Raw genomic sequence first — 26,685 nt, forward strand, 5'->3', positions numbered from 1 at the left:
TCCGGCGCAATTCGTGTTCTCCGAGGCCACATCGGCCCCGGGAGACAAATCCGTGGCACGGAGCCGTAAGGACAGGCACCCCTGGTTACGCACCGCGTGCGGCGGGGTGAAGGCAAACTACAACGACGGACACGATGAGCCAAGAGATCCACCCGGTTGAGGAGCCCGAAGCGACACGCCGCAGCGCGTCGCAGGCCGAGAGCAGCCGGGCCAGTCGCGGCTGGTGGGACCGGAACGCCGACGAGTACCAGAGCGACCACGGCTCCTTTCTCGGCGACGACCGTTTCGTCTGGGGCCCGGAGGGGCTCGACGAGGCCGAGGCCGGTCTGCTCGGCCCCGTCCGGTCGCTCAAGGGCCTGGACATCCTGGAGATCGGTGCGGGCGCCGCTCAGTGCTCGCGCTGGCTCGCCGCCCAGGGAGCCCGTCCGGTGGCCCTGGACCTCTCGCACCGCCAGTTGCAGCACGCCCTGCGGATCGGCGACGAGGTCCCCCTGGTGGAGGCGGACGCCGGGGCGCTGCCGTTCCGGGACGCCTCCTTCGACCTGGCGTGCTCCGCCTATGGCGCGGTGCCGTTCGTCGCCGACCCCGTGCAGGTGTTCCGCGAGGTGCACCGGGTGCTGCGCCCAGGGGGCCGCTGGGTCTTCTCGGTCACGCATCCGATCCGCTGGGCGTTCCCGGACGAACCGGGGCCCGAGGGACTCTCGGTCGCGGCCTCGTACTTCGACCGCACCCCCTACGTCGAGCAGGACGAGCGAGGCGACGCGGTCTACGTCGAGCACCACCGGACGCTGGGCGACCGGGTGCGCGACCTGGTGGCCGGCGGTTTCCGTCTGGTCGACCTCGTCGAACCGGAGTGGCCCGCCTGGAACCACCAGGAGTGGGGCGGCTGGTCCCCGCTGCGCGGGAGTCTGATCCCGGGCACGGCGATCTTCGTCTGCGTACGGGACTGATCCGCGGGGGCCCGGACCGGCCTCGGGTTACGGGCGCGGGGGCGCCGCGTACGAGACTGGGGGCGTGATCCGTACCGACGCCCTGGACCAGTTGCCCGTACGCACCGCTGTGCCCGCCCTGGAGCGGACGCTGGACGACCGCGGGGTCGCGGTGCTGTGCGCGCCCCCCGGCACCGGCAAGACCACCCTCGTACCGCTGGTCCTGGCCGGTCTGGCCGGGGGCGGCCCGGTGCGCAGGGTGGTGGTCGCCGAGCCGCGGCGGATCGCGGCGCGGGCGGCGGCGCGGCGCATGGCGTGGCTCATCGGGGAGCAGGCCGGCGGGCGGGTGGGCTTCACGGTCCGCGGCGAGCGGGTGGTGGGGCGCGACACCGTGGTGGAGGTGGTGACCACCGGGGTGCTGCTCCAGCGGCTGCAGCGCGACCAGGAGCTGGCCGGGGTCGATGCGGTGATCATCGACGAGTGCCATGAGCGGCATCTGGACGCGGACACGGTCGCCGCGTTCCTTCTTGATGTGCGGGAGGCGATCCGGCCCGATCTGCGGCTGGTCGCCGCGTCCGCGACGACGGACGCGCAGGGCTGGGCGCGGCTGCTGGGTGACGCCCCCGTGGTGGAGGCGCAGGGTGTTTCGCATCCGGTGGAGGTGGTGTGGGCGCCGCCCGCGGGGCCGGTGCGGCCGCCGCACGGGATGCAGGTCGATCCGGCGCAGCTGACGCATGTCGCGGCGACTGTGCGGCGGGCGCTCGCCGAACGGGACGGCGATGTGCTGTGTTTCCTGCCCGGTGTCGGCGAGATCGGCCGGGTGGCGGGGCAACTGGCGGGGGTGTCCGCCGAGGTGCTCCAGGTCCATGGGCGGGCTCCGGCGGCGGTGCAGGACGCGGTGCTGGCCGGGTCGTCGGACCGGCGGCGGGTGGTGCTGGCGACCTCGGTGGCGGAGTCGTCCCTGACGGTGCCCGGGGTGCGGGTCGTGGTCGACTCGGGGCTGGCCAGGGAGCCGCGCACCGATCATGCGCGGGGGCTGAGCGCGCTGACGACCGTACGGGCCTCGCAGGCGGCGGGCAGGCAGCGGGCGGGCCGGGCCGGGCGTGAGGCACCGGGGACGGTGTACCGGTGCTGGGAGCAGGCGGAGGACGGGCGGCTCGCACGGTTCCCGTCCCCGGAGATCAAGGTCGCGGATCTGGCGGCGTTCGCGTTGCAGGCGGCGTGCTGGGGCGATCCGGACGCGTCGCGGCTGGCGCTGCTCGATCCGCCGCCCGCGGGCGCGATGGGCGCGGCACGCGAGGTGTTGAAGGCGGTCGGCGCGGTGGACGCGGCGGGGCGGGTCACCGACCGGGGTGTACGGATGTCCCGGCTGGGCCTGCATCCACGGCTGGCGCGGGCCCTGCTGGACGGCGCCGCCGAGGTGGGCGGGCGGCGGGCGGCCGAGGTGGTGGCGCTGCTGAGCGAGGAGCCGCCGCGGGAGTACGGCGACGATCTGGCGGTGGCGCTGCGCACCGCCCGGCGGGGCCGGGACGGGTACGCGGCGCGGTGGCGGCAGGAGGTCCGGCGGCTGTCGTCGTCGGTCGGGGACGCGGGTGGGGGTTCCGGCCCGGACGACGGTGCCGTCGGTCTGGTGGCCGCGCTGGCGTTCCCGGAACGGGTGGCGCGGGCGCGGGGCGACGGGGCGTTCCTGATGGTGTCGGGGACGGGGGCGGAGCTGCGGGACGGGTCGGGGCTGCGCAGTGCGCCGTGGCTGGCGGTCGCGGTCGCCGACCGGCCCGCCCATGCCGCGTCCGCGCGGGTGCGGCTCGCCGCCGCCGTCGACGAGGACACGGCGCGGGCGGCCGCCGGACATCTGCGGTTCGCGGGCGAGGAGGTCCGCTGGGCGGGCGGCGATGTGGTGGCCCGGCGGGTGGAGCGGCTGGGCGCCGTCGAGCTGTCGGTGCGCCCGCTGAAGCAGCCGGCGCCGGAGCTGGTGCGCGAGGCGCTGGTCGAGGGTCTGCGGCGCGAGGGGCTCGGGCTGCTGCGCTGGACACGGGACACCGGGCAGCTGCGGGAGCGGCTCGCCTTTCTGCACCGGGAGCTGGGGGAGCCCTGGCCCGGGGTGTCGGACGGTGCGCTGCTGGACCGTACCGAAGAGTGGCTGGAGCCCGAGCTGTCGCGGGCCCGGCGCCGTTCCGATCTGGCGCGGATCGACGCGGGGCAGGCGCTGCGGCGGCTGCTGCCGTGGGCTACCGGTGAGGCGGCCCGGCTGGACGAGCTGGCGCCGGAGCGGATCGAGGTGCCGAGCGGTTCCCGCATCAGGGTGGAGTACGGCGGGGCGCAGCCCGTACTCGCGGTGAAGCTCCAGGAACTGTTCGGCCTGCAGGAGACTCCGAGGGTGGCCGGGGTGCCCGTGCTGGTCCATCTCCTGTCCCCCGCCGGCCGCCCGGCGGCGGTCACCGCGGATCTGACGTCGTTCTGGCGGGACGGATACCGGGCCGTGCGGGCGGAGCTGCGCGGCCGGTATCCGAAGCATCCGTGGCCGGAGGACCCCACGACGGTGGAGGCGACCCGGTTCACGAAGAGGGCCAGGCTCAGGCCGGAGTAGGTTGCGGGTCCGGGGCGGCGGCCGTCGCCCCGTCGGGCGGTTCGCCGCCCGGGCGCCGGGAGCGCGCCTCCAGCCACAGGGCGAGCGCGAGCAGGACCGTGCCGAGGCCGAGGAAGCCCCAGGGCAGGTACGAGGTGAGCAGCAGGACCAGCAGGCGCTGGGACTCGACCAGGGCGACGATCGAGTCGACGTAGTCCGCGCGCATCTTCACGTGCCCGGCGAACACGGTGACGGTGTCCTGGGGCAGGCCCATCGCCTTGGCGTTGCGCAGCTCCTCCTTGTGGATCTCCTCGCCGTTGACGGGCGCTCCGGTGACCGGGTCCACCCAGAACATCCGCTTGGTGGTGTACCAGCGGGTCATGCCCGTCTTGGCGATCTGTTCCGGGGTGACGCCCTTGATGGGCATCTTCTTCGGCATCGGGACCTTGGTCCACGGGATGGTCTGCTCGAAGTAGTAGACGTCCATGCCGTGGAAGGTGCGGGTGCCCTTGTAGTGGATGGGCGAGCTGGTGCGGGCCTGCGCGTCGAAGTACTCGTAGTCGCGCTTCTCGGTGAGGAAGGGCCACTTGAACTCGATGCCCTCGCGCCTGACCGGGTCGCCGTCGACGGATTCCCCGGTGGCGTGGACGGGGGCCTGGCTGTGGGCGTCGAAGATGTAGCGCTCGGGGATCTCGGAGACCATCTTGCCGTCGGGGCCGGCCACGTAGCTGAGGGCGTCCCAGACGACGACGTCGCGGCCGGCGCTGCGCTCGATCTTCTCGGACTCCTCCACGTTGCCTTTGAGGGTCTGCACGATGGTGACCTTGGGGACCCGCTTGACCTTCATGTTGTCGTTGTAGTCGAGGAGAGTGGCGGGCTTCGCCTCCAGCACCGTCTCCTGGTACTGGCTGGGCGGGATCTTCGCGAGCCTGGGGAAGGCGTACCAGCGCAACAGCGGCGACATGGCGGCGAAGAAGACGGCGAAGGCCAGGAGTACGAGGCTGGCTCGGCGGCGCATGGTGGTGCCCTCCCTCAGCTTCTGTTGCTTATTCCGGTTACTGGTTCTTGGGTCCCGGGACGGTGGTCAGCAGAGGTTTGGGCGAGGTCTCTCCGGGCGGGGCGCCGATCGCGCTGATGGTGAAGACGAGCGCGAGGGCTGCGGCCAGCCCGATGGCGGCGGCGACGAGGGCACGCATGCCGGTCCTCCCGGAGAACACGTATCTGATGGGTCGTCAGGGTTGGGGCACCGTAGCAACGCGGGCGCGAGATGAGAACACCGGGCGCGGGATGGGAATAAGCGCAACAGCCCCTCTGCCGGGTGAGGGCGGAGGGGCTGTCGTGACGTGCGGCCTGGCTGATCAGGCGGCGGGGGGCTCCGGCGTCTGCGATGTCTCCGGAGCCGGCGGGGCCTCGACCTCGAGCTCGATGACGATCGTGGCGCCGCCCTCGGTGGTGAGGCGCAGCTTGTACGTGCCCGCGGTGTCGTCGGCGTAGATCTTCGGGAGCTTCAGGGTGCCGTCGGCGCCGGTCCTCAGGTTCGTGAGGGTGCGGACCGTCTTGCCGTCCGCGTCCTTGAAGTACGGACCCTTGTCGTTCTCGGCGGGCTCCGCCGCGTCGGTGATCACGGTGGCGGTGACGGCCACACCGTCGGCGACCGCGCCCTTGTAGGTGGCCTTGACCTCGACGGTGTCGGCGAACTCGGCGCCGGGCGCGGCGGTCAGGGCCTTGTCGTCGGTCCTGGCGATCGCGTCGGCCCGACGGGCGGTGACGGTGGCGCTGTAGGTGACGGCCGGCAGCGAGCGACCGGTGGCGACGGCCCGCACCGTGAACTTCCCCGTCTTCTCGCCCGCCTTCAGCACCGGGGCGGTGACCGTGCCGTCGGCCGCGGTGAGGAGGGTGACCGCCTTCTTCCCGCCGTCGAAGGCCGCGTCCGTGTCACCGGCGATGGTGAAGGTCACGGACACCCTGGCGAGCGGGCCGCCGAGGCTGTTCCTGGCCCGCACCTTGATCCGCTCGGCGAACGCGTCGCCCGCGGTGGCGGTCAGCGGGCCGGTGCCGGCGTTCTCCAGGCCCGCGAGGGTCTGGGACGGCGTGGGGGTGGGAGTGGGGGTGGGAGTGGGGGTCGGGCCGGTCGTGCCGCCACCGCCCGGCTTCGAGGGGGCCGGGCTCGGCTTCGGCCCGGGCTTGGCGGACCCGGACTGCGAAGGGGACGGACTCGGGCTGCCGGGCCTCGCGTCCGTACCGCCGAGGCCGGGCGGGATCACGCCGGTGCCGTCGGGGATCTCGTGGGTGCCGCGCTTGTAGTAGTCGAACCAGGAGCGGACGGTACGGAGGTAGGCGTCCGAGTGGTTGTAGCTCAGGACCGCCCGGTCGAGATCCGTGGCGATGGACAGATCGCGGGAGCCGGCGCAGAGGTAGCGTCCGGCGGCGAGCGCCGCGTCGTAGATGTTGTTGGGATCCTTGCGGCCGTCGCCGTTGCCGTCCTGGCCCCAGGTCGCCCAGGTGGACGGGATGAACTGCATCGGGCCGACGGCGCGATCGTGCGTCGCGTCCCCGTCGTACGCCCCGTTGTCGGTGTCCTGGATCAGGGCGAAGCCCCGGCCGTCGAGGACCGGGCCGAGGATCGGGGAGAACGTGGTGCCGTTCGCGTCGACCCGGCCGCCGCGGGCATGGCCGGACTCGACCTTGCCGATCGCGGCGAGCAGCTGCCACGGCAGCCGGCAGGCGGCGTCGCTGCCCGCGATGGTCTGTTCGGCCTTCTTGTACGCGGCCAGGATCGAAGCCGGGATACCGGATTCGGCACTGCCGGTGACGGGCAGATTCGTGGACGTGCCCGGCTTGTCGGGCGTGTTCAGCGGGGGCAGGTCCGTGTAGTACGGCGAGTTGCCGGTGGCCGCGCTGTCGTCGGGCGAAGGTGTCGTTCCGGTGGACTTCGGGTCGCCGCTGCCGCCGACCAGCGGTGCGCCAGGGGCCCCGGAGGCGGAGAGCGCCGCCACGGCGACGGCGGCCACAGCGGTGGTGGTCGCCCCCTTGCGAAGTCGGCGACCGAACTGCGCTGCCATACCTCTGGCCCCTCCCCTTCGACGGCTGTCCGCGCTCCCCAGCGCCTGGACTCAGGCGACCCTACGGCAACTCGTGCGGCCGGAACACCGTGCACTGACCGGTTCTTACCTGATTTTCACGTTCCGGACAGCAAGTTGTACGGCGGTCGCCGGACGGGCAACAGCGGCTCGCGCATACTTGCCGCCATGCCGTTCACCCTCAGTCATGCCGCCGCCGTGCTCCCGGGGATACGGCGCAACGGAACGGCGCGCGGCCCGCTCCTCGCCTCGGCGCTCGTCGCGGGCTCGTTCGCGCCCGACATGACGTACTACGCGGCTACCGCGATCCCGGGAGCCATGGAGTTCGGGCAGGTCACCCATTCCGTGTGGGGCGTGTGCACGGTCGATGTGCTGATCACCGGGGCCGTGGTGGCGTTGTGGCTGCTGCTGCGCGAACCGTTGGTGGCACTGATGCCGGGGGCCTGGCAAGGGCGGGTGCACACCTTCGTACGGGGCCGGCGCGCACCCGGGCGACCGGCCCGGGGTGTCCGGGACGGTGGGTGGTTCGCGCTCTCGGCGGTCATCGGGTCCGCCACCCATGTCGTCTGGGACGCCTTCACCCATCACGACCGGTGGGGTGTGCGACTGGTGCCGGTGCTCGACGGGAGCGTGGGCGGACATCCCGTGTTCCAACTGGTGCAGTACGGCAGTTCGGCCGTGGCACTGGCCGTGCTCGCCTGGTTCACGGTGTCGGGGCTGCGGCGGACAGGGGCGCGCCCGGCCCCGTCGTCCGTGCCCGTGCTGAACCGTCGGGGGCGATGGCCGGCGGGGGCGCTGCTGAGTGTCTGCGTACTGCTCGGCGTCGTACACCGGTGCGCACGCCGGTACGCGTACGTCGGGCACATCGACACCCCGCTGGACATCATCCCGACCGCCTGTTTCGGCGCCGGGGCGGGACTGGTGGTGGGCCTGGTGCTGTACGGGGCGTGGATGCGGCTGCGGCGACCGCGTGCGTCCGTGCCCTCGGTCGCCGGACGGGCCTGATTCTCCGGGAGTCTCCGAAAACCCCCGGGCCCGTCCGGCGCCGGAGCGTCGGTGCGCCGCGTTACCGCGCCGCGCTTGTGCGGTGTGTCAGTGCGCCGCGGACTCCCAGTCCGTGCCGACACCGACCGAGACATCGAGCGGGGCGCGCAACTGCACGGCCGTGGACATCTCGTGGCGGAGGATCTCCTCCACCTGCGCGCGCTCGCCCTCGGCGATCTCCAGCACGATTTCGTCGTGGACCTGGAGCAGCATCCGGGACTTCAGCTTCGCCTCGGTCAGCGCCCGGTCGACGTGGAGCATGGCGACCTTGACGATGTCCGCCGCCGTGCCCTGGATCGGTGCGTTGAGCGCCATCCGCTCGGCCATCTCGCGGCGCTGGCGGTTGTCGCTGTTGAGGTCGGGGAGGTAGCGACGGCGACCGAAGACGGTCTCCGTGTAGCCGGTGGCCCTGGCCTCCTCCACCACGCGGCGCAGATAGTCACGCACTCCGCCGAACCGCTCGAAGTAGGTGTCCATCAGGCCGCGCGCCTCGCCCGCCTCGATGCTCAGCTGCTGGGAGAGGCCGAACGCGGAGAGCCCGTACGCGAGTCCGTAGCTCATGGCCTTGATCTTCCGGCGCATCTCCGGGTCGACGGCCGACTTGTCGACGCCGAAGACCTGCGAGGCGACCGTCGTGTGCAGGTCCTCGCCGGAGGTGAACGCCTCGATGAGGCCGGCGTCCTCGGAAAGGTGGGCCATCACCCGCAGTTCGATCTGGCTGTAGTCGGCCGTCATCAGCGTTTCGAAGCCTTCGCCGACGACGAAGCCCCGGCGGATGGCCCGGCCCTCGTCCGTACGGACCGGGATGTTCTGCAGGTTGGGGTCGGTGGAGGAGAGCCGGCCGGTCGCCGCCACCGTCTGGTTGAACGTGGTGTGGATACGGCCGTCGGCCGCGATCGTCTTGATCAGGCCCTCGACGGTGACCCGCAGCTTCGCCTGTTCGCGGTGGCGCAGCATGATGACCGGCAGCTCGTGCTCGGTCTGGGCGGCGAGCCAGGCCAGGGCGTCGGCGTCCGTCGTGTATCCGGTCTTCGTCTTCTTCGTCTTGGGCAGGCCCAGCTCACCGAAGAGGACTTCCTGGAGCTGCTTGGGCGAACCGAGGTTGAACTCGTGGTCGACCGCGGCGTGCGCCTCCTTCACCGCCTGCTGCACCGCGCCGGCGAACTGCTGCTCCATGCCTTCCAGATGGGCCCGGTCCGCGGCGATGCCGTGCCGCTCCAGACGGGCCAGCAGGACGGACGTCGGCAGCTCCATGTCATGCAGCAGCTCGGCCGCGCCGACCTCGGCGAGCCGGGTGGTGAAGGCGTCCCCCAGGTCCAGGACTGCGCGGGCCTGCGTCATCAGGGCGTCGGCCTCGGCCTGGTCGTCCGCGCCGAAGGCCAGCTGCCCGTCGGACGCCGTCGCGGGGGCCAGCTCCCGGCCCAGGTACTCCACCGCCAGTGCGTCCAGCGCGAAGGAACGGCGGCCGGGCTTGACCAGATAGGCGGCCAGCGCCGTGTCCATCGTGACGCCGTCGACCTGCCAGCCGTGCTCCGGGAAGACCCGCATGGCACTCTTCGCGTTGTGCATGACCTTCGGCCGCTCCGGGTCGGCGATCCAGGCGGCGAACGCCTGCTCGTCGCCCTCGTCGAGCTCCGCGGGGTCGAACCAGGCCGCCGCGCCGTCGGCCGCGGCGAGCGCGACCTCGGTGACCGTGCCGGCACCCACTGCCCACGTGTCGACGGTGGCGACGCCGAGCGGCTGCCCGCCGTGCTCGGCGAGCCAGGGCGCCAGCTCGCCCGCGCCCAGCACCGCGCCGTCCAGCTCGATGCCCGCGGCGGGCGCCGGGGCCCGGTCCTCGGCCGCGCCCGGGTCGACGGCCAGCAGCCGCTCGCGCAGGCTCGGGTTACGGATCTCCAGGACGTCGAGCACGCCGGTCACCGCGGTGCGGTCGTACGGCGCGCGCTCCAGGTCCTGCGGGGTCTTCGGCAACTCCACGTCGCGGACCATCTCCGTCAGCCTGCGGTTCATCCGCACCGCGTCCAGATGGTCCCGGAAATTCTGACCCGCCTTGCCCTTGACCTCCTCGGCCCGCTCAACCAGGTCGTCGAACGAACCGAACTGGTTGATCCACTTCGCGGCGGTCTTCTCACCGACGCCGGGAATGCCGGGAAGGTTGTCCGACGGGTCACCGCGCAGCGCCGCGAAGTCCGGGTACTGCCGCGGCGTGAGCCCGTACTTCTCCTCGACCTTCGCCGGGGTGAAGCGCGTCAGCTCCGAGACGCCCTTCGTCGGGTACAGCACGGTGACGTTGTCCGTGATCAGCTGGAACGAATCCCGGTCACCGGTGACGATCAGCACCTCGAAACCGGCCGCCTCGGCCTGCGTGGCCAGCGTGGCGATGATGTCGTCCGCCTCGAAACCGTCGATCGCGAAACGGTCGGCGTGCATCGCGTCGAGCAGCTCGCCGATCAGCTCCACCTGGCCCTTGAACTCGTCCGGGGTCTTCGAACGGTTCGCCTTGTACTCCGGGAACTCCTCCGAGCGCCAGGTCTTGCGCGAGACGTCGAACGCCACCGCGAAATGCGTCGGCGCCTCGTCACGCAGCGTGTTCGCCAGCATCGAGGCGAAGCCGTACACCGCGTTCGTCGGCTGCCCCGACCCTGTTGTGAAATTCTCCGCAGGCAGCGCAAAGAACGCCCGGTACGCCAGGGAGTGCCCGTCCATCAGGAGCAGGCGCGGTCGGTTGTCTGCCGTCTTCTTCGATGCCGTCTCAGCCACGTCCCCGATCCTGCCACGGACCACTGACAATCCCGACCGCACGTGACTCCCCGGACGCTCCGTCGGGGCCGCGTGGCAGGATCGCGCGAGGAACACGTACCGCATCGATGCGTACGCGCACCGCGCGCATGGGCATCGGTATCGCCTCGAAGAGGAGCGCACCATGGCCACGAAGCCGCCCACAGGTGACCCGGTCCAGGACGCACCGCAGGTCGAACCCGCGCAGCACGCGGCCGCCGGACTGCCGGCCGTGGCCCACAGCCTGCTCATCGCCCAACAGCAGATGGGCCTGCGGCGCACCGCGCAGACCCTCCTCAAGGTCAACCAGAAGAACGGCTTCGACTGCCCCGGCTGCGCCTGGCCCGAGGGCGACAAGCGGCACACCGCGGAATTCTGCGAGAACGGCGCCAAGGCCGTCGCCGAGGAAGCGACGCTGCGCCGCGTCACCCCCGACTTCTTCGCCGCGCACCCGGTCGCCGATCTCGCCTCGCGCAGCGGGTACTGGCTCGGCCAGCAGGGGCGGATCACCCAGCCCATGTACCTCCCCGAGGGCGCCGAGCGGTACGAGGCGGTCGCCTGGGAGCGCGCCTTCGGCATCATCGCCGAGGAACTGGGCGCGCTCGACTCCCCCGACGAGGCCCTCTTCTACACCTCGGGGCGCACCAGCAACGAGGCGGCGTTCCTGCTCCAGCTGTTCGCCCGCGAATTCGGCACCAACAACCTCCCCGACTGCTCCAACATGTGTCACGAGTCATCCGGCTCGGCACTCGTGGAGACCATCGGCATCGGCAAGGGCAGCGTCTCGCTGGAGGACCTCCACCAGGCCGACCTGATCATCGTCGCCGGACAGAATCCCGGCACGAACCACCCCCGGATGCTCTCCGCCCTGGAGAAGGCCAAGTCGGCGGGCGCGAAGATCATTTCGGTGAATCCACTGCCCGAGGCCGGCCTGGAGCGGTTCAAGAACCCGCAGACCCCGCTCGGCATGGTCAAGGGCGCCGCGCTCAACGATCTCTTCCTGCAGATCCGTATCGGCGGCGACCAGGCCCTCTTCCGACTCCTCAACAAGATGATCCTCCAGACCGAGGGCGCCGTCGACGAAACCTTCGTACGGGAGCACACCCACGGCTACGAGGAGTTCGTGACCGCGGCCCGCGAAGCCGACTGGGAACAGACCCTCGCCGCCACCGGCCTCGACCGCGGCGCCATCGAGGAGGCCCTCGCGATGGTCCTCGCCTCGAAGCGCACCATCGTGTGCTGGGCCATGGGCCTCACCCAGCACAAGCACTCCGTGCCGACCATCCGCGAAGTGGTCAACTTCCTCCTGCTGCGCGGCAACATCGGCCGCCCCGGCGCGGGAGTCTGTCCCGTCCGCGGCCACTCCAACGTCCAGGGCGACCGCACCATGGGCATCTTCGAACGGCCCGATCCCGCATTCCTCGACGCCCTCGACAAGGAATTCTCGATCACCTCTCCGCGCCACCACGGCTACGACGTCGTCCGCTCCATCGAGGCACTGCGCGACGGCGACGCCAAGGTCTTCTTCGCCATGGGCGGAAACTTCGTCGCGGCCACCCCCGACACGGAAGTCACCGAGGCCGCGATGCGCCGCGCCCGCCTCACCGTCCACGTCTCCACCAAGCTCAACCGCTCGCACACCGTGACCGGCACCCGCGCGCTGATCCTGCCGACACTGGGCCGTACCGACAAGGACGTCCAGGCGAGCGGCAAGCAGTTCGTCACCGTCGAGGACTCCATGAGCATGGTCCACGCCTCGCGCGGCAACCTCACCCCGGCCGGCCCCCATCTGCTCTCCGAGCCCGCCATCGTCGCCCGTCTCGCCCGCGCCGTCCTCGGCCCCGGATCGACCACCCCCTGGGAGGAGTTCGAGAAGGACTACGCGACGATCCGCGACCGCATCTCCCGCGTCGTCCCCGGCTTCGAGAACTTCAACGCCCGCGTAGCCGCTCCCGGCGGCTTCACCCTCCCCCACGGCCCCCGCGACGAACGCCGCTTCCCCACCACGACCGGCAAGGCCAACTTCACCGCCGCACCCGTCGAGTACCCCGAACTCCCCGAAGGCAGGCTGCTGTTGCAGACCCTGCGCTCGCACGACCAGTACAACACCACGATCTACGGCCTCGACGACCGCTACCGCGGCATCAAGGGCGGCCGCCGCATCGTCCTGGTCAACCCCGAAGACGCCCGCGCACTCGGCCTGGCCGACGGCGCGTACACCGACCTGGTCGGCGAGTGGAAGGACGGCGTGGAACGCCGCGCCCCCGGCTTCCGCGTCGTGCACTACCCGACGGCCCGGGGCTGCGCCGCCGCCTACTACCCGGAGACCAACGTGCTGGTCCCCCTCGGCTCCACGGCCGACACCAGCAACACCCCCGCCAGCAAGTCCGTCGTCGTGCGCTTCGAAAACATCCAGGGGCAGGCCGACCGGGAATGATCCGTACCACAGCTCACTAAGCGTTCGCTCAGTCGTCTGATAAGAACAACGCATACAGCAATAAGCCTGTGAACCACCGCAGACGATCGGAGCCGGACCCCATGGGCGAGCACACCACACCCAAGTTCCCCCAGGAGATCATCGACGAGTACGCCGCACTCGGTGTCGACCTGCCCGCCCTCTTCTCCGCCGGCCACCTCGGCGAGCGCATGGGCGTCACGATCACCGAAGCCTCCGCGGACCGCGTCGTCGGCACCATGCCCGTCGAGGGAAACACCCAGCCGTACGGACTGCTCCACGGCGGCGCCTCCGCCGTCCTCGCCGAGACCCTCGGCTCGATCGGCTCCATGCTCCACGGCGGCGCCGCCAAGCTCGCCGTCGGCGTCGACCTGAACTGCACCCATCACCGAGGGGTAGGAAGCGGTCTCGTCACCGGCGTCGCCACCCCCGTACACCGCGGCCGCTCCACCGCCACCTACGAGATCGCCATCACCGACGAGCACGACAAGCGGGTCTGCACCGCCCGACTCACCTGCATGCTCCGCGACGCACCCCAACCCGACGCCGCCTGACCAACCGGAACCCACCGCACCACACGCACCACACCGCTGCCCGACCGGACCACAATCCGGCCGGGCAGCGCCATTCCCACCCACAACCGCCCACGCACACAACACAGTTGGGCAACCGAACTCGTCAACACCCTTGACCACGCACTCCGTTATATGGCCCACTCAGCAATCCACGCACACCACACCGCGTCGACCACATCGACCCAGATGTAACACTGCGTAACAAGCGCGCCAGGCGCAAACGGCTCCACGCAGCACCCCGAACCCGGCCCCACCGCCGCCGGGCAGCTCGTCGCGCCCTCACGGGCCCCTTCCCGCCCCCACCGCGCGACAGCAGCAAGATCGGCCCAAGCCCCTTAGCAGAGCTGCGTGTTCTCACCATGCGGTCACTTTGCCCGACCGGCAAAAAACCGTACATGTCAGCACAGCCACCTCAAGCCTTGCTCAAAGGCATAACAAGACAGTCACATCCTGCGGCGGACCCATCCCGGACCCCCACACCTGCGCCTAGAGTCACCGCCAGTCACCGCGCCGCCGGGCGCGTCTGCAGCACGGCCCTGTACCAACCAGTACGGCCCGGCGAACGACACGGCACCTCAAGCAGAGGAGGCCGCGCCAGGGAAAGGACCTTTCGTGCGACACCGTTCTTTGCTCATCCTCACCACAGTGCTCACCACAGGAGCACTGACACTCACCGCCTGCGGGTCGCGCGACGACAGCAAGAAGAGCAGCAGCGGCGACACCCAGACCGTCGTCATCGGCGTCGACGCGCCCATCACGGGCGACCTGTCCGCCCTCGGCCTCGGCATCAAGAACTCCGCGGACCTCGCCGCCAAGACGGCGAACAAGGAAAAGACCGTCCCCGGCATCAAATTCGAGGTCAAGCCGCTCGACGACCAGGCGCAGCCCTCCGTCGGCCAGCAGAACGCCCAGAAGTTCATCGACGACGACACCGTCGTCGGCGTCGTCGGCCCGCTGAACTCCGGCGTCTCCCAGTCGATGCAGAAGCCGCTCAACGACGCCTCCCTCACCCAGATCTCCCCCGCCAACACGGGCACCGAGCTGACCCAGGGCGACAACTGGAAGACCGGCGACAAGAAGCGCCCCTACAAGACCTACTTCCGCACCGCCACCACGGACCAGATCCAGGGCGCCTTCGCAGCGAAGTACCTCTTCAACAACGCGAAGATCAAGCAGGTCTACCTCATCGACGACCAGAAGCCCTACGGCGCCGGTCTCGCCGCCTCCTTCAAGAACACCTTCACCACCCTCGGCGGCAAGATCGTCGGCACCGACCACGTCAACCCCGACGACCGCGACTTCAACGCCGTCGTCACCAAGGTCAAGAAGTCCGGTGCCAAGGCCGTCTACTACGGCGGCGAGTACCCCGCCGGCGCACCCCTGAGCCAGCAGCTCAAGGACAGCGTCCAGATCCCCCTCATGGGCGGCGACGGCATGTACAGCGCCGACTTCATCAAGCTCAACAAGAAGGCCCAGGGCGACATCGCCACCTCCGTCGGCAAGCCCGTCGAAGAACTCGACTCCGCCAAGAAGTTCATCGCGGACTACAAGACGGCCGGATACAAGGACGCCTACGAGGCCTACGGCGGCGGCACCTACGACGCCACCTGGTCGATCATCGAGGCCGTCAAGCTCGCCGTCGCCGAGAACAACGGCAAGCTCCCCGACAACGCCCGCGTCAAGGTCCTCGAAGCCATGGCCAAGGTCAAGTTCGACGGCGTGACCGGCCCCGTCTCCTTCGACGAATACGGCGACACCACCAACACCATGATGACCGCCTACCAGGTCGACGGCGGCAAGTGGACCTCCAAGCTCAGCGAGGCCTACAAGCCCTGACCCCCGCAGGCCCTCCCGGGCACGCACTGAACTGACACCCAGACCGCGCGGGAGCGCTGCCAGCGCTCCCGCGCGGTGCCATATCCGAACCACTCCACGGAGGCCCTGCGGTGAACGAACTGCCGCAACAGCTGGCCAATGGACTCATCCTCGGCGCGATGTACGGTCTCATCGCGATCGGCTACACGATGGTCTACGGAATCATCCAGCTCATCAACTTCGCCCACGGCGAGATCTTCATGATCGGAGGCTTCGGAGCTCTCACCGTGTACCTCTGGATGCCGGCCGGCGTCTCCCTCCTCGCGATCATCCCACTCATGATCATCGGCGGCGTCATATGCTCCGTCGCCGTCGGAACAGCCGCCGAACGCTTCGCCTACCGGCCCCTGCGCAACGCCCCCCGACTGGCCCCATTGATCACCGCCATCGGACTCTCCCTCGCACTCCAGCAGGCCATCTGGAAGTGGTACCCCGACGCCAAGAAGGACCGCTCCTTCCCCCAGTTCAAGGGCGAAGCGATCGACATCTTCGGCGCCCACATCCAGCGCGGTGACCTCTTCGTCCTCATCACCGCCCCCATCTGCATGATCGCCCTCGGCCTCTTCGTCTCCAAGACCCGCACCGGCCGCGGCATGCAAGCCACCAGCCAGGACCCCGACACCGCAAAGCTCATGGGCATCAACACCGACCGCATCATCGTCATGGCCTTCGCCATCGGTGCCGCGTTCGCCGCCATCGCCGCCGTCGCCTACGGGCTCAAGCAGGGCGTGATCGGCTTCAGAATGGGCTTTCTCATGGGCCTCAAGGCCTTCACCGCAGCCGTGCTCGGCGGCATCGGCAACATCTACGGCGCCATGCTCGGCGGCATCGTCCTCGGCGTCGCCGAATCCCTCGCCATCGGCTACATGAGCGACGTCCCCGGCATGGAACTCTTCGGCGGCGGCGCCTGGAAGGACGTATGGGCCTTCGTCCTCCTCATCGTCGTCCTGCTGATCCGGCCCCAGGGCCTGCTCGGCGAACGCGTCGCGGATCGGGCGTGATACGGATGACCACCAACCACACCACCGCACCCGGGGCCGCCCCCTTCCTCGCGATCCCCGCAGCCGCCGCCCGCATCGGCACCCTAGCGGGCGCTGCCGTCGCACTCGCCGGCACCTTCCTCGCCTGGACCTGGACCAGCGAATTCCCCGGCGACCTCACTGTCACCGGCTACCCCGGCGGCCTCCAGGTCCTCACCCTCATCAGCGCCGCACTCACCTTGCTCTTCGCACTGTCCGGGTACGGCATCCGAGGCCTCGGCTTGCTCACCCCCGGCGGCACCAACAGCCCCGTCCGCCTCCTGGCGCTCGGCACCCTCGGCACCACCGGCTACACCATCGGCGCCATCGCGTACGACCTCGGCGGCGTCGTCAACCTGGAGCCCGGCGCCTGGGTCAGCGGCATCGGCGCACTCATCGCCGCCGTCGCCGCACTCGGACTCCCCGGCGACCAGCCGCACACCACCACCGCAACCACCGCCTGGGAACGCTTCCGCGACAGCCTCCGCGCACCGTCGGCCCCCCGGGCCAAGGCCCTCCCCGACTGGGCCGAAATCCTCATCATCGTCGTCTCGTTCGGCATCGGCCTCTACATCTTCGCCTACGGCATCGACACCGACTACACCGAACTCTTCATCGGCTTCCTCATCACCGTCGGCTTCGCCTTCACCGCCCTCCACCGGGCCGGACTCGTCTCCCGCCTCACCGCGCTGACCACGAAGCACCGCAACATCACCCTCGCCGCCGCCCTCGTCGCAGCCGTCTGCTTCCCCTTCACACAGCAGAAGGAGGAATACGCGCTCATCGGCGCCAACATCCTCATCTTCGGCACCGTGGCACTCGGCCTCAACGTCGTCGTCGGCCTCGCCGGCCTCCTCGACCTCGGATACGTCGCCTTCCTCGGCGTCGGCGCCTACGCCGCCGCCCTGGTCTCCGGCTCCACCATGTCGGCCATCGGCGTCGAATTCCCCTTCTGGGCTGCCGTCCTGACCGGCGCCGGCGCCTCGCTCGTCTTCGGCGTCCTCATCGGCGCCCCGACCCTGCGACTACGCGGCGACTACCTCGCCATCGTCACCCTCGGCTTCGGTGAGATCTTCCGCCTGACCGTGAACAACCTCAACGGCAACAGCGGACCCGACCTCACCAACGGCTCCCAGGGCATCCCGAGCATCCCCGACCTCAACTTCTTCGGATTCGACTTCGGGCTCAAGCACGACATCCTCGGCTTCAACCTCGGCAGGTCCGCCAACTACTACCTGCTGATGCTCGTCTTCACCGCCGTCGTCGTCCTCGTCTTCCGCCGCTCCGGAGAATCCCGCATCGGCCGCGCCTGGGTCGCCATCCGCGAGGACGAGACCGCAGCCACCGCCATGGGCATCAACGCCTTCCGGCTCAAACTGCTGGCCTTCGCCCTCGGCGCCACCCTCGCCGGCCTCGCCGGCACCGTCCAGGCACACGTCAACTACACCGTGACACCCGAGCAGTACCAATTCGCCGGCTCCGTACCACCCAACTCCGCCTTCCTCCTCGCCGCCGTCATCCTCGGCGGCATGGGAACCCTCAGCGGACCCCTCGTCGGCGCCGCACTGCTCTACCTCATCCCGGCCAAGCTGCAGTTCATGCAGGACTACCAGCTCTTCCTCTTCGGCGTCGCACTCATCCTCCTGATGCGCCTGCGTCCCGAAGGCCTGGTCGCCGACCGCAGGAAGCAGCTCGAATTCCACGAGAACGACCCGATCGACGTACCGGAACCACGGCAGTCCGAAGAGACCGGCGCCGGCATCGCCAAGGCGGGGGCGTGACCACCATGACCACCACCACGAAAACCGCCACGACAGTCCTCGACGCGAACGGCGTCACCATGCGCTTCGGCGGCCTCACCGCCGTACGCAACGTCGACCTCACCGTCAACGCGGGCGAAATCGTCGGCCTCATCGGCCCCAACGGCGCCGGCAAGACCACCTTCTTCAACTGCCTCACCGGCCTCTACGTCCCCACCGAGGGCAAGGTCAGCTACAAGGGCACCGTCCTGCCGCCCAAGCCCCACCTCGTCACCCAGGCAGGCATCGCCCGCACCTTCCAGAACATCCGGCTCTTCGCCAACATGACCGTCCTGGAGAACGTCCTCGTCGGACGCCACACCAGGACCAAGGAAGGCCTCTGGTCCGCCCTCCTGCGGCTCCCCGGCTTCACCAAAGCCGAGAACGCCAGCCGCGAACGCGCCATGGAACTCCTGGAATTCATCGGCCTCCAGGACAAGGCCGACCACCTCGCGCGCAACCTCCCCTACGGAGACCAGCGCAAGCTGGAAATCGCCCGCGCCCTCGCCAGCGACCCCGGACTCCTCCTCCTCGACGAGCCCACCGCCGGCATGAACCCGCAGGAAACCCGCGTCACCGAAGAGCTCATCTTCGCCATCCGCGACCAAGGCATCGCCGTCCTCGTCATCGAGCACGACATGCGGTTCATCTTCAACCTCTGCGACCGCGTCGCCGTCCTCGTCCAGGGCGAGAAACTCGTCGAAGGCACCTCCGACGTCGTCCAGAGCGACGAACGCGTCGTAGCCGCCTACCTCGGCACCCCCTTCGAAGGCGCCCCCGGCGCCGAAGAAGTCGCCGAGGTCGAAGCCGCCGAAGCCGTCGCCACCGAGGCGGCTGACGCCGCCGCCGACAGCAACAGCAACAGCAACAGCACCACCGGCACCACCAGCACCGAGGAGGAGGACGCCCGATGACCGCACTACTGGAGGTCGAGGACCTCCGCGTCGCCTACGGCAAGATCGAAGCCGTCAAGGGCATCTCCTTCACCGTCGAAGCCGGCCAGGTCGTCACCCTCATCGGCACCAACGGTGCGGGCAAGACCACCACCCTGCGCACCCTCTCCGGGCTCCTCAAGCCCGTCGGCGGCCGCATCACCTTCGACGGCCAACCACTCACCAACATCCCGGCCCACAAGGTCGTCTCCCTGGGCCTCGCCCACTCCCCCGAGGGACGCCACATCTTCCCCCGGCTGACGATCACCGAGAACCTCCAACTCGGCGCCTACCTCCGCAGCGACAAGGCAGGCATCGAGAAGGACATCCAGCGCGCCTACGACCTCTTCCCCATCCTCGGGGAACGCCGCAAGCAGGCCGCCGGAACCCTCTCGGGCGGCGAACAGCAGATGCTCGCCATGGGCAGGGCCCTCATGTGCCAGCCCAAACTCCTGATGCTCGACGAACCCTCCATGGGCCTCTCCCCGATCATGATGCAGAAGATCATGGAGACCATCGTCGAACTCAAGGCCCAGGGCACCACCATCCTGCTCGTCGAACAGAACGCCCAGGCCGCACTCTCCCTCGCGGACCACGGCCACGTCATGGAGGTCGGCAAGATCGTCCTCTCCGGCACCGGCGCGGACCTCCTCCACGACGAGTCCGTCCGCAAGGCCTACCTCGGCGAGGACTGACCCCCTCCCGTACGCATGAAGGAGGCCCGCACCCGGCTGACCGGGTACGGGCCTCCTTCACAAGCGCGTACGAGCTACTCGGCCGCCTTCTTCTTCTCCTCGGCGTCCTCGATCAACGCCTCGGCAAGCTGCTGCATGGACAGCCGACGGTCCATCGACGTCTTCTGGATCCACCGGAACGCGGCCGGCTCCGACAGACCGTAATCCGTCTGCAGAATGCTCTTCGCCCGGTCCACCAGCTTCCGCGTCTCCAGCCGCTGCGCGAGGTCGGCGACCTCACCCTCCAACGCCTTCAGCTCCGCGAACCGCGACACCGCCATCTCGATGGCCGGCACCACGTCGCTCTTGCTGAACGGCTTCACGAGATACGCCATCGCCCCGGCGTCCCGCGCCCGCTCCACGAGATCGCGCTGCGAGAACGCGGTGAGCATCAGGACGGGCGCGATGGACTCCTCGGCGATCTTCTCCGCGGCGGAGATCCCGTCGAGGACCGGCATCTTCACATCGAGGATGACCAGGTCCGGCCGGTGCTCCCGGGCCAGCTCGACGGCCCTCTGACCGTCCCCGGCCTCACCGACGACCGCGTAGCCCTCTTCCTCCAGCATCTCTTTGAGATCGAGACGGATGAGCGCCTCGTCCTCCGCGATGACGACGCGGGTCGTCAGCGGCGGAACGTGCGACTTGTCGTCGTCGGCGGGCTGGGGCGGCTCGGGGGTTGTCACGGTGCTCCTCATTTCAAGGCAGGTGCTGCTACCTGAGACTACCTAGCTCCTGTATGTTTGAGTCACAGCGGGCCTACGCTAACCTTTGATGCTAAGGCCAGCCCTGGTAGTCCAGCGGAAGAGACACGGTGCTCAAACCACCGACAGCGTGGGTTCGAATCCCACCCAGGGCACTTTCCCTTCGATTCCAAGGTCCAGCTACTGCTTGACGATCTTCACTCCTATTGGTGAACGCTCCTTCGAATCTGGCACACGCCAGCGAAGGCCACACAAGACTCCACCGTATGGAACAGCACAATCCATCGATACGTGACGAAGCGCTCGCCCTCTTGCACAGTGGCTCCACCAATCGAGCGGTTGCAGAACTCCTCAACGTCCCTCGTGGCACAATCGGCTGGTGGCTGCACCAGGACCGCAAGCTCCGCGGCGTGCAATATGAGCAGCCCACCGACTGCCCCGCATGTACGGGTCGGGGCATCGATCGCGTTGCGTACGCGTATCTACTGGGGCTCTACCTCGGCGACGGCCACATCATCTCCAAGCCCAAACAGCACCACCTGTCGATCTTCTGCGGCGACACATGGCCCGGCCTGATCGAAGAAGCAGAGTCGGCGATGCTCAGGGTGATGCCCATGCCGCGCACCGCACGGCGCAGCAGAAACGGCTGCGTCGAGGTCAAGTCCTTCACGAAGCACTGGACATGCGTCTTCCCGCAACACGGACCTGGCAAGAAGCACGACCGCCGCATCATCCTCGAACCCTGGCAGCAGGAGATCGTCGACGCCCACCCCTGGGACTTCATCCGCGGACTCGTCCACTCCGACGGCTGCCGGAACATGAACTGGACGACTCGGATGGTCGGTGGCGTGCGGAAGCGGTACGAGTATCCGCGGTACTGGTTCACGAACGTCTCGGACGACATCAGACAGCTCTACACCGACACCCTCGACAAGCTCGGCATCGAGTGGACGCACTGCACACGCGCGGGCAAGAAGTACAACATCTCCGTCGCCCGACGGGCGTCCGTCGCGCTCATGGACGCCCACGTCGGGCCGAAGTACTGACGACCGGCCTACTTCGGACCGTCGCCCTCGCCGATGCGGTGGACCCGGACCAGGTTCGTCGAGCCCGGTACTCCCGGCGGGGAGCCGGCCGTGATGATCACGACGTCGCCCTTCTCGCAGCGGCCGATCTTCAGCAGCTCCTCGTCGACCTGGGCCACCATCGCGTCCGTCGATTCAACCTGCGGGCCGAGGAAGGTCTCGACGCCCCAAGTCAGGTTGAGCTGGGAGCGGGTGGCCGGGGCCGGAGTGAAAGCCAGGAGCGGGATGGGCGAGCGGTAGCGGGAGAGGCGCCTGACCGTGTCGCCGCTCTGGGTGAAGGCGACCAGGAACTTGGCGCCCAGGAAGTCGCCCATCTCGGCCGCCGCGCGGGCCACCGCGCCGCCCTGGGTGCGGGGCTTGTTGCGGTCGGTCAGGGGCGGGAGGCCCTTGGCGAGGATGTCCTCCTCGGCGGCCTCCACGATGCGGGACATCGTGCGGACCGTCTCGATGGGGTACTTGCCGACGCTGGTCTCGCCGGAGAGCATCACCGCGTCCGTGCCGTCGATGACCGCGTTGGCGACGTCGGAGGCCTCGGCGCGGGTGGGGCGGGAGTTGTCGATCATCGAGTCGAGCATCTGGGTGGCGACGATGACCGGCTTGGCGTTGCGCCTGGCGAGTTTGATCGCGCGCTTCTGGACGATCGGCACTTGCTCCAGGGGCATTTCGACGCCGAGGTCGCCGCGGGCGACCATGATGCCGTCGAAGGCGGCGACGATGCCGTCGATGTTGTCGACGGCCTGGGGTTTCTCCACCTTGGCGATGACGGGGAGGCGGCGGCCCTCCTCGTCCATGATGCGGTGGACTTCCTCGATGTCGCGTCCGCTGCGTACGAAGGACAGGGCGATGATGTCGGCGCCGGTGCGCAGGGCCCAGCGGAGGTCTTCGATGTCCTTGTCGGAGAGTGCGGGGACGGAGACGGCGATGCCGGGGAGGTTGAGGCCCTTGTGGTCGGAGACCATGCCGCCTTCGATGACGGTGGTGTGGACTCGGGGGCCGTCGACTTCGGTGACTTCGAGGGTGACGCGGCCGTCGTCGACGAGGATGCGTTCGCCTGTGGTGACGTCGGTGGCGAGGCCGTCGTAGGTGGTGCCGCAGGTGTGGCGGTCGCCTTCCATGGGTTCGACGGTGATGGTGAAGTCGTCGCCGCGTTCAAGGAGTACGGGGCCTTCGCGGAAGCGTCCGAGGCGGATCTTCGGGCCTTGAAGGTCGGCGAGGATGCCGACGCTGTGTCCGCTTTCGTCGGAGGCCTTGCGTACGTGGCGGTATCGCTCTTCGTGTTCGGCGTAGGTGCCGTGGCTGAGGTTGAGGCGGGCGATGTCCATTCCCGCTTCGACCAATGCCTTGATCTGGTCGTATGTGTCGGTGGCGGGTCCCAGGGTACAAACGATTTTCGCTCGGCGCATGGTTCGAGCCTAGACCTTACCTACGGGTAGTTAATTGGCTGCGCATGACTGCTCAACGACCTTTGGATGAAGGGTTATTGACAAGTGTTGAATTGTGCGCCGGGGTGCTCGGATGAGCATTCTCTTTATAGTTTTGGCGGTGACATGGTGAAGCGGGCGTTCACCTGGGCGTAGACGGTCTGGCGTTGTGGTTCGAGGTCGAGGGCGGGGGCGGGTTCGGCCGCTGCGCCGTAGGCGGCGCGGGCGCGGATGCCGCCGGGGGCGGCGGGCATGGGGGCTGCGGCGATGGCGTTCTCCGCGCCGAGGTCGGCGAGTTCGACCAGGGCGGTGAGGTGCGCGCCGAGGGCGTCGGCGTATTCGCGGGCTCGTTGGACGGCTTCGTGTACGGCTTGGCGGCGGGCGTTCGCGTGGGCGGGTGAGTCGGGGCGCAGTCCCCACCAGGGGCCGTCGATGCGGGTCATGTCGAGATCGGCGACGCGGGTGGTGAATTCGCCGAGTGCGGTGAAGTCGTTGAGGACGGCGGTGACGTGGACGCGGCCGTGGTAGGCGCGGATTTTTTCGTCGCGGCCGCGTTGGGTGAGTTCGGGGGTGATGGAGAATGCGCCGGTTTCGAGTTTTTCGACCGCTTGTCCGTAGGAACGTGCGAATTCGAGAACTTGCGTGTTGCGTCGGGTGAGGTCTTCGAGGGCGGCGCGGCGGTCTTTTCCACGGGCGCTGACGGTGATGCCGATGTGGGCGGTCTCGGGGTCGACTTCGAGGCGGGCTTCGCCTCGGACGGCGACGCGGGGGTGGTCGGGGGTGCCGTAGGGCGGTGGGGTGTCGGTCATGGGTCCACTGTCGCATCCGGGTGCGACAGCTGGTGGTCATCAGATCGAAACCTGCAAGGGGTGTTGCCGGGTGTGGCTCCTGGGTCATTATCTACGCGCGTTGTGTGCTGCGAGAACTGAGCTGTACGAGCGCTGAGCTGTACCAGAACCGAGCTGTGCCAGAGCTGAGCTGTACCAGAACTGAGCTGTACGAGATCTGAGATGTGGGAGACGAAATGCCGCTGAACCGTAGGACGTTCCTGGGCACATCGGCGGCCGCCGGTGCCGGCGTGGCGATCGCGGGTGGCTCGGCCGTTCCCGCGGCCGCCCAGGGTGGTGGCGACGGGCAGGGCCAGGAGCGTGCGTCGAAGCGGTACTCGTTCACGGTGATGGGCACCACCGATCTGCACGGGAACGTCTTCAACTGGGACTACTTCACCGACCAGGAGTTCGATGACAAGGCCCACAACGACGTCGGTCTGGCGAAGATCTCGACCTTGGTGGACCAGGTGCGCCGGGAGAAGGGCCGTCACAACACCCTGTTGATCGATGCAGGTGACACGATCCAGGGCACCCAGTTGTCGTACTACTACGCGAAGGTCGATCCGATCACGGCGAAGCGCGGGCCGGTGCACCCGATGGCGCAGGCGATGAACGCGATCGGATACGACGCGGCGGCGCTCGGCAATCACGAGTTCAATTACGGCATTCCGGTGCTGCGGAAGTTCGAGGAGCAGTGCGATTTCCCGCTGTTGGGTGCGAACGCGCTGGATGCGAAGACGTTGCAGCCGGCCTTCGCCCCGTACGTCATCAAGAAGCTGCGTACCCCGCACGGTCGGGATGTGAAGGTGGCGATCCTGGGGCTGACCAACCCGGGCATCGCCATCTGGGACAAGGCGAACGTCAGCGGGAAGATGGTGTTCCCGGGGCTGGAGGAGCAGGCGGCGAAGTTCGTGCCGCGGCTGCGTTCGATGGGTGCGGATGTCGTGATCGTCTCGGCGCACTCGGGCACGAGTGGTACGTCGTCGTACGGTGATCAGGTCCCGTATGTCGAGAACGCGGCGGGTCTGGTGGCCGAGCAGGTGCCGGGTATTGACGCGATTCTGGTCGGGCACGCGCATCTGGAGATCCCCGAGTACTTCGTGGAGAACAAGCAGACGGGTAAGAAGGTGGTGCTCTCGGAGCCGTTGAAGTGGGGGCAGCGGTTGACGCTGTTCGACTTCGATCTGGTGTGGGAGAAGGGTCGCTGGGTGGTGGAGAAGGCGGGTTCGCAGGTGTTGAACTCCAACACCGTGGATGAGGACCCGGAGATCACGGGGTTGCTCGTGGACGAGCACAAGAAGGTCGTGGCGTATGTCAATCAGGTCATCGGCACGTCGACGGCGGCGATGACGACGGCGGAGGCGGCGTGGAAGGACGAGCCGATCATCGATCTGATCAATGTCGTCCAGGCGGATACGGTGAAGGCGGCGCTGGCGGGTGGTGCGTACGCGGCGCTCCCGGTTCTGTCGCAGGCGTCCTGTTTCTCGCGTACGGCGCAGATCCCGGCCGGGAAGGTGACGATCAAGGACGCGGCGGGGCTGTATCCGTTCGAGAACACCCTTGAGGCCCGGTTGCTGACGGGTGCGCAGATCAAGGATTATCTGGAGTTCTCGGCCCGGTACTACGTGCAGACGGCGGCCGGTGCTCCGGTGGACACGGCGAAGCTGACGAACGCGGACAACACTCCCGACTACAACTATGACGCGGTGTCGGGTCTGACGTACGAGATCGACATCGCGAAGCCGAATGGTTCGCGGATCGTTGGTCTGGCGTTCGAGGGGAAGCCGATCGATCCGGCGGCGCAGTTCGTGCTGGCGGTGAACAACTACCGGGCGAGCGGCGGTGGCAATTTCCCGCATGTCGCGGGTGCGAAGCAGTTGTGGGCGAACTCGGAGGAGATCCGTAACACGATCATCGGCTGGGTGCAGGCGAAGGGTTCGGTGGATGGTGCGCAGTTCGCTTCGGTGGACTGGCGTCTGACGCGGGACGGTACGCCGGTGTTCTAGGACGATCTGTGTGCCCCGCATCGGGCCGGGCCGACCCGGCACCCGGCCCGATCGCGTGCGTGCGGATGAGAGGACGTGTTCAGGGGTTGATGGTGTGTTCGGTGAACTGGCCGCAGGAGCGGAATCCCAGGCGGCGGTAGACGGGCTCGCCGTCGGTGGACGCCTGCAGGACCGCGATGTGGTGGTTGCGGTCGCGGGCCGTGTGGAGTGCGGCGAGTGTGATGGCACCGCCGTAGCCGCGTCGGCGGTGGGCGGCCAGAGTGCAGATGTTGTAGATCCCGGCAACCCTCGCGTGATGAAACACTTCGGCCGAGCAGACCGGACGGCCGTCTACGTAGCCGACCAGGTAACGGGCCGGACAGTGCGCGGCGAGGGCCTGCGGGGCGGCCTGGGTGAAGAAGCGGCGGACGGTGTCGGCGGGCGGGGTCCAGTTCGCGGCGAGAACTGCGGCGTAGTCGGCGAGCTGTTCGGGCGTGGCCACCGTCTGGATGTCCAGTCCTGGGGCGGCGGGCAGCGGCAGGGTGTCGTCCAGCTCGGCCCACATCGCCGTCTCGCGTTCGGATGCTGGCAGACCAGCCGCCGTCAGGCGGGCGGTGAGGTCCGGTGGCCTCGAGGCGGGCCCCACCCACCAGGAGAAGCGGCGGCCGGTGCGAGCCAGTGTCTGGGCGGTCTCGGTGATACGTGCCGTAGCGGTGGTGACGGTGAAGCGGGCTGCGGCGACGATGTTGAAAGTGTCGTCGTCCAGGCCGCTGTCGGCGACCAGGAGGTCATCAGTCTCTGTAACGGTCGCACGGCTCATGCTCCGATGCAGGTGACAGGCATGTTCTGCCAGATTCTGCTCCATCCTGTCCGTCAA

The 26,685-nt window shown here is 68.9% G+C and carries 20 protein-coding genes and 1 tRNA gene; 13 read left to right on the forward strand and 8 right to left on the reverse strand.

Features of this window, described 5'->3' with window-relative positions:
* Window positions 1-134 precede the first annotated feature (134 nt).
* Window positions 135-950 carry a class I SAM-dependent methyltransferase gene (locus ACZ7L9_RS01020; protein ID WP_471411331.1) on the forward strand — a complete coding sequence of 272 codons (816 nt, stop codon included), beginning with the start codon at window positions 135-137 and terminating at the stop codon, window positions 948-950.
* A gap of 64 nt (window positions 951-1,014) precedes the next feature.
* On the forward strand, window positions 1,015-3,516 hold the full coding sequence (hrpB, locus tag ACZ7L9_RS01025; RefSeq protein ID WP_471411333.1) for an ATP-dependent helicase HrpB: 2,502 nt from the start codon (window positions 1,015-1,017) through the stop codon (window positions 3,514-3,516).
* On the opposite strand, the gene pgfA is transcribed toward hrpB, so the two are convergent.
* The 3 genes from pgfA to ACZ7L9_RS01040 all read right to left on the reverse strand — a co-directional run bounded on the left by pgfA (window position 3,503) and on the right by ACZ7L9_RS01040 (window position 6,557).
* The gene (pgfA, locus tag ACZ7L9_RS01030) at window positions 3,503-4,513 is read right to left on the reverse strand and encodes a cell envelope lipid trafficking protein PgfA (RefSeq protein ID WP_471411335.1); all 1,011 of its coding nucleotides are present in this window, start codon (window positions 4,511-4,513) and stop codon (window positions 3,503-3,505) included. The two genes, hrpB and pgfA, sit on opposite strands and share 14 nt — an antisense overlap.
* Window positions 4,514-4,550: 37 nt before the next feature.
* Complete coding sequence (locus ACZ7L9_RS01035) at window positions 4,551-4,691, reverse strand: SPW_0924 family protein (protein ID WP_266745573.1); 141 nt, start codon at window positions 4,689-4,691, stop codon at window positions 4,551-4,553.
* A 162-nt stretch (window positions 4,692-4,853) separates the two neighbouring features.
* On the reverse strand, window positions 4,854-6,557 hold the full coding sequence (locus ACZ7L9_RS01040; protein WP_471411338.1) for a lytic transglycosylase domain-containing protein: 1,704 nt from the start codon (window positions 6,555-6,557) through the stop codon (window positions 4,854-4,856).
* A gap of 186 nt (window positions 6,558-6,743) precedes the next feature.
* On the opposite strand from ACZ7L9_RS01040, the gene ACZ7L9_RS01045 reads away from it, so the two are divergent.
* On the forward strand, window positions 6,744-7,580 hold the full coding sequence (locus tag ACZ7L9_RS01045; protein WP_471411340.1) for a DUF4184 family protein: 837 nt from the start codon (window positions 6,744-6,746) through the stop codon (window positions 7,578-7,580).
* 87 nt (window positions 7,581-7,667) lie between these two features.
* On the opposite strand, the gene polA is transcribed toward ACZ7L9_RS01045, so the two are convergent.
* Window positions 7,668-10,379: a DNA polymerase I gene (polA, locus tag ACZ7L9_RS01050; protein WP_471411342.1), complete on the reverse strand. Its 2,712-nt coding sequence runs from the start codon at window positions 10,377-10,379 to the stop codon at window positions 7,668-7,670.
* Window positions 10,380-10,542: 163 nt separating this feature from the next.
* Here polA and ACZ7L9_RS01055 point away from each other — a divergent pair, with 163 nt between their 5' ends.
* The 7 genes from ACZ7L9_RS01055 to ACZ7L9_RS01085 all read left to right on the forward strand — a co-directional run bounded on the left by ACZ7L9_RS01055 (window position 10,543) and on the right by ACZ7L9_RS01085 (window position 19,747).
* Window positions 10,543-12,834, forward strand: a complete 2,292-nt coding sequence (locus ACZ7L9_RS01055) for an FdhF/YdeP family oxidoreductase (protein WP_471411344.1) — start codon at window positions 10,543-10,545, stop codon at window positions 12,832-12,834.
* Window positions 12,835-12,935: 101 nt separating this feature from the next.
* The gene (locus ACZ7L9_RS01060; protein ID WP_471411346.1) at window positions 12,936-13,406 is read left to right on the forward strand and encodes a PaaI family thioesterase; all 471 of its coding nucleotides are present in this window, start codon (window positions 12,936-12,938) and stop codon (window positions 13,404-13,406) included.
* Between the two features lie 648 nt (window positions 13,407-14,054).
* Window positions 14,055-15,263 carry a branched-chain amino acid ABC transporter substrate-binding protein gene (locus ACZ7L9_RS01065; RefSeq protein ID WP_471412722.1) on the forward strand — a complete coding sequence of 403 codons (1,209 nt, stop codon included), beginning with the start codon at window positions 14,055-14,057 and terminating at the stop codon, window positions 15,261-15,263.
* Window positions 15,264-15,373: 110 nt separating this feature from the next.
* Window positions 15,374-16,303 carry a branched-chain amino acid ABC transporter permease gene (locus tag ACZ7L9_RS01070; protein WP_358860792.1) on the forward strand — a complete coding sequence of 310 codons (930 nt, stop codon included), beginning with the start codon at window positions 15,374-15,376 and terminating at the stop codon, window positions 16,301-16,303.
* Window positions 16,304-16,308: 5 nt separating this feature from the next.
* Window positions 16,309-18,102 (forward strand): branched-chain amino acid ABC transporter permease, encoded by a 1,794-nt coding sequence (locus tag ACZ7L9_RS01075; protein WP_471411348.1) that lies wholly within the window; start codon window positions 16,309-16,311, stop codon window positions 18,100-18,102.
* A gap of 5 nt (window positions 18,103-18,107) precedes the next feature.
* Entirely contained in the window at window positions 18,108-19,034 is a 927-nt protein-coding gene (locus ACZ7L9_RS01080) for an ABC transporter ATP-binding protein (RefSeq protein WP_471412723.1), read from the forward strand.
* The gene (locus tag ACZ7L9_RS01085) at window positions 19,031-19,747 is read left to right on the forward strand and encodes an ABC transporter ATP-binding protein (RefSeq protein ID WP_471411350.1); all 717 of its coding nucleotides are present in this window, start codon (window positions 19,031-19,033) and stop codon (window positions 19,745-19,747) included. The genes ACZ7L9_RS01080 and ACZ7L9_RS01085 overlap by 4 nt, the downstream gene beginning before the upstream one ends.
* 74 nt (window positions 19,748-19,821) lie before the next feature.
* Here the strand turns inward: ACZ7L9_RS01085 and ACZ7L9_RS01090 are convergent, their stop codons facing one another.
* Window positions 19,822-20,469 (reverse strand): ANTAR domain-containing response regulator, encoded by a 648-nt coding sequence (locus tag ACZ7L9_RS01090; protein ID WP_471411352.1) that lies wholly within the window; start codon window positions 20,467-20,469, stop codon window positions 19,822-19,824.
* Window positions 20,470-20,569: 100 nt separating this feature from the next.
* Here ACZ7L9_RS01090 and ACZ7L9_RS01095 point away from each other — a divergent pair.
* Both ACZ7L9_RS01095 and ACZ7L9_RS01100 read left to right on the forward strand, forming a co-directional pair.
* Window positions 20,570-20,642 (forward strand) — tRNA-Leu (locus ACZ7L9_RS01095).
* A gap of 111 nt (window positions 20,643-20,753) precedes the next feature.
* Window positions 20,754-21,533 (forward strand): helix-turn-helix domain-containing protein, encoded by a 780-nt coding sequence (locus ACZ7L9_RS01100; RefSeq protein ID WP_471411354.1) that lies wholly within the window; start codon window positions 20,754-20,756, stop codon window positions 21,531-21,533.
* A gap of 8 nt (window positions 21,534-21,541) precedes the next feature.
* On the opposite strand, the gene pyk is transcribed toward ACZ7L9_RS01100, so the two are convergent.
* Together pyk and ACZ7L9_RS01110 are read right to left on the reverse strand one after the other, a co-directional pair.
* Window positions 21,542-22,975 carry a pyruvate kinase gene (pyk, locus tag ACZ7L9_RS01105; RefSeq protein WP_471411355.1) on the reverse strand — a complete coding sequence of 478 codons (1,434 nt, stop codon included), beginning with the start codon at window positions 22,973-22,975 and terminating at the stop codon, window positions 21,542-21,544.
* A gap of 125 nt (window positions 22,976-23,100) precedes the next feature.
* Entirely contained in the window at window positions 23,101-23,802 is a 702-nt protein-coding gene (locus ACZ7L9_RS01110; RefSeq protein ID WP_471411357.1) for an SIMPL domain-containing protein, read from the reverse strand.
* 215 nt (window positions 23,803-24,017) lie between these two features.
* Here ACZ7L9_RS01110 and ACZ7L9_RS01115 point away from each other — a divergent pair, with 215 nt between their 5' ends.
* Window positions 24,018-25,829, forward strand: a complete 1,812-nt coding sequence (locus ACZ7L9_RS01115) for a bifunctional metallophosphatase/5'-nucleotidase (RefSeq protein WP_471411359.1) — start codon at window positions 24,018-24,020, stop codon at window positions 25,827-25,829.
* A 79-nt stretch (window positions 25,830-25,908) separates the two neighbouring features.
* Here the strand turns inward: ACZ7L9_RS01115 and ACZ7L9_RS01120 are convergent, their stop codons facing one another.
* Window positions 25,909-26,673 carry a GNAT family N-acetyltransferase gene (locus ACZ7L9_RS01120; RefSeq protein WP_471412724.1) on the reverse strand — a complete coding sequence of 255 codons (765 nt, stop codon included), beginning with the start codon at window positions 26,671-26,673 and terminating at the stop codon, window positions 25,909-25,911.
* Window positions 26,674-26,685: the final 12 nt, after the last annotated feature.

The sequence above is a fragment of the Streptomyces sp. NPDC111516 genome (assembly GCF_055635345.1).

Excerpts from the sequence above, each read along its gene's own strand:
- ACZ7L9_RS01035 (WP_266745573.1), bottom strand. The coding sequence starts at position 4,691 with ATGCGTGCCCTCGTCGCCGCCGCCATCGGGCTGGCCGCAGCCCTCGCG.
- pgfA (WP_471411335.1), bottom strand. The coding sequence starts at position 4,513 with ATGCGCCGCCGAGCCAGCCTCGTACTCCTGGCCTTCGCCGTCTTCTTC.
- pyk (WP_471411355.1), bottom strand. The coding sequence starts at position 22,975 with ATGCGCCGAGCGAAAATCGTTTGTACCCTGGGACCCGCCACCGACACA.
- ACZ7L9_RS01020 (WP_471411331.1), top strand. The coding sequence starts at position 135 with ATGAGCCAAGAGATCCACCCGGTTGAGGAGCCCGAAGCGACACGCCGC.
- ACZ7L9_RS01120 (WP_471412724.1), bottom strand. The coding sequence starts at position 26,673 with ATGGAGCAGAATCTGGCAGAACATGCCTGTCACCTGCATCGGAGCATG.
- ACZ7L9_RS01045 (WP_471411340.1), top strand. The coding sequence starts at position 6,744 with ATGCCGTTCACCCTCAGTCATGCCGCCGCCGTGCTCCCGGGGATACGG.
- ACZ7L9_RS01040 (WP_471411338.1), bottom strand. The coding sequence starts at position 6,557 with ATGGCAGCGCAGTTCGGTCGCCGACTTCGCAAGGGGGCGACCACCACC.
- ACZ7L9_RS01100 (WP_471411354.1), top strand. The coding sequence starts at position 20,754 with ATGGAACAGCACAATCCATCGATACGTGACGAAGCGCTCGCCCTCTTG.
- ACZ7L9_RS01110 (WP_471411357.1), bottom strand. The coding sequence starts at position 23,802 with ATGACCGACACCCCACCGCCCTACGGCACCCCCGACCACCCCCGCGTC.
- ACZ7L9_RS01085 (WP_471411350.1), top strand. The coding sequence starts at position 19,031 with ATGACCGCACTACTGGAGGTCGAGGACCTCCGCGTCGCCTACGGCAAG.
- ACZ7L9_RS01115 (WP_471411359.1), top strand. The coding sequence starts at position 24,018 with ATGCCGCTGAACCGTAGGACGTTCCTGGGCACATCGGCGGCCGCCGGT.
- ACZ7L9_RS01055 (WP_471411344.1), top strand. The coding sequence starts at position 10,543 with ATGGCCACGAAGCCGCCCACAGGTGACCCGGTCCAGGACGCACCGCAG.
- ACZ7L9_RS01075 (WP_471411348.1), top strand. The coding sequence starts at position 16,309 with ATGACCACCAACCACACCACCGCACCCGGGGCCGCCCCCTTCCTCGCG.
- ACZ7L9_RS01060 (WP_471411346.1), top strand. The coding sequence starts at position 12,936 with ATGGGCGAGCACACCACACCCAAGTTCCCCCAGGAGATCATCGACGAG.
- ACZ7L9_RS01080 (WP_471412723.1), top strand. The coding sequence starts at position 18,108 with ATGACCACCACCACGAAAACCGCCACGACAGTCCTCGACGCGAACGGC.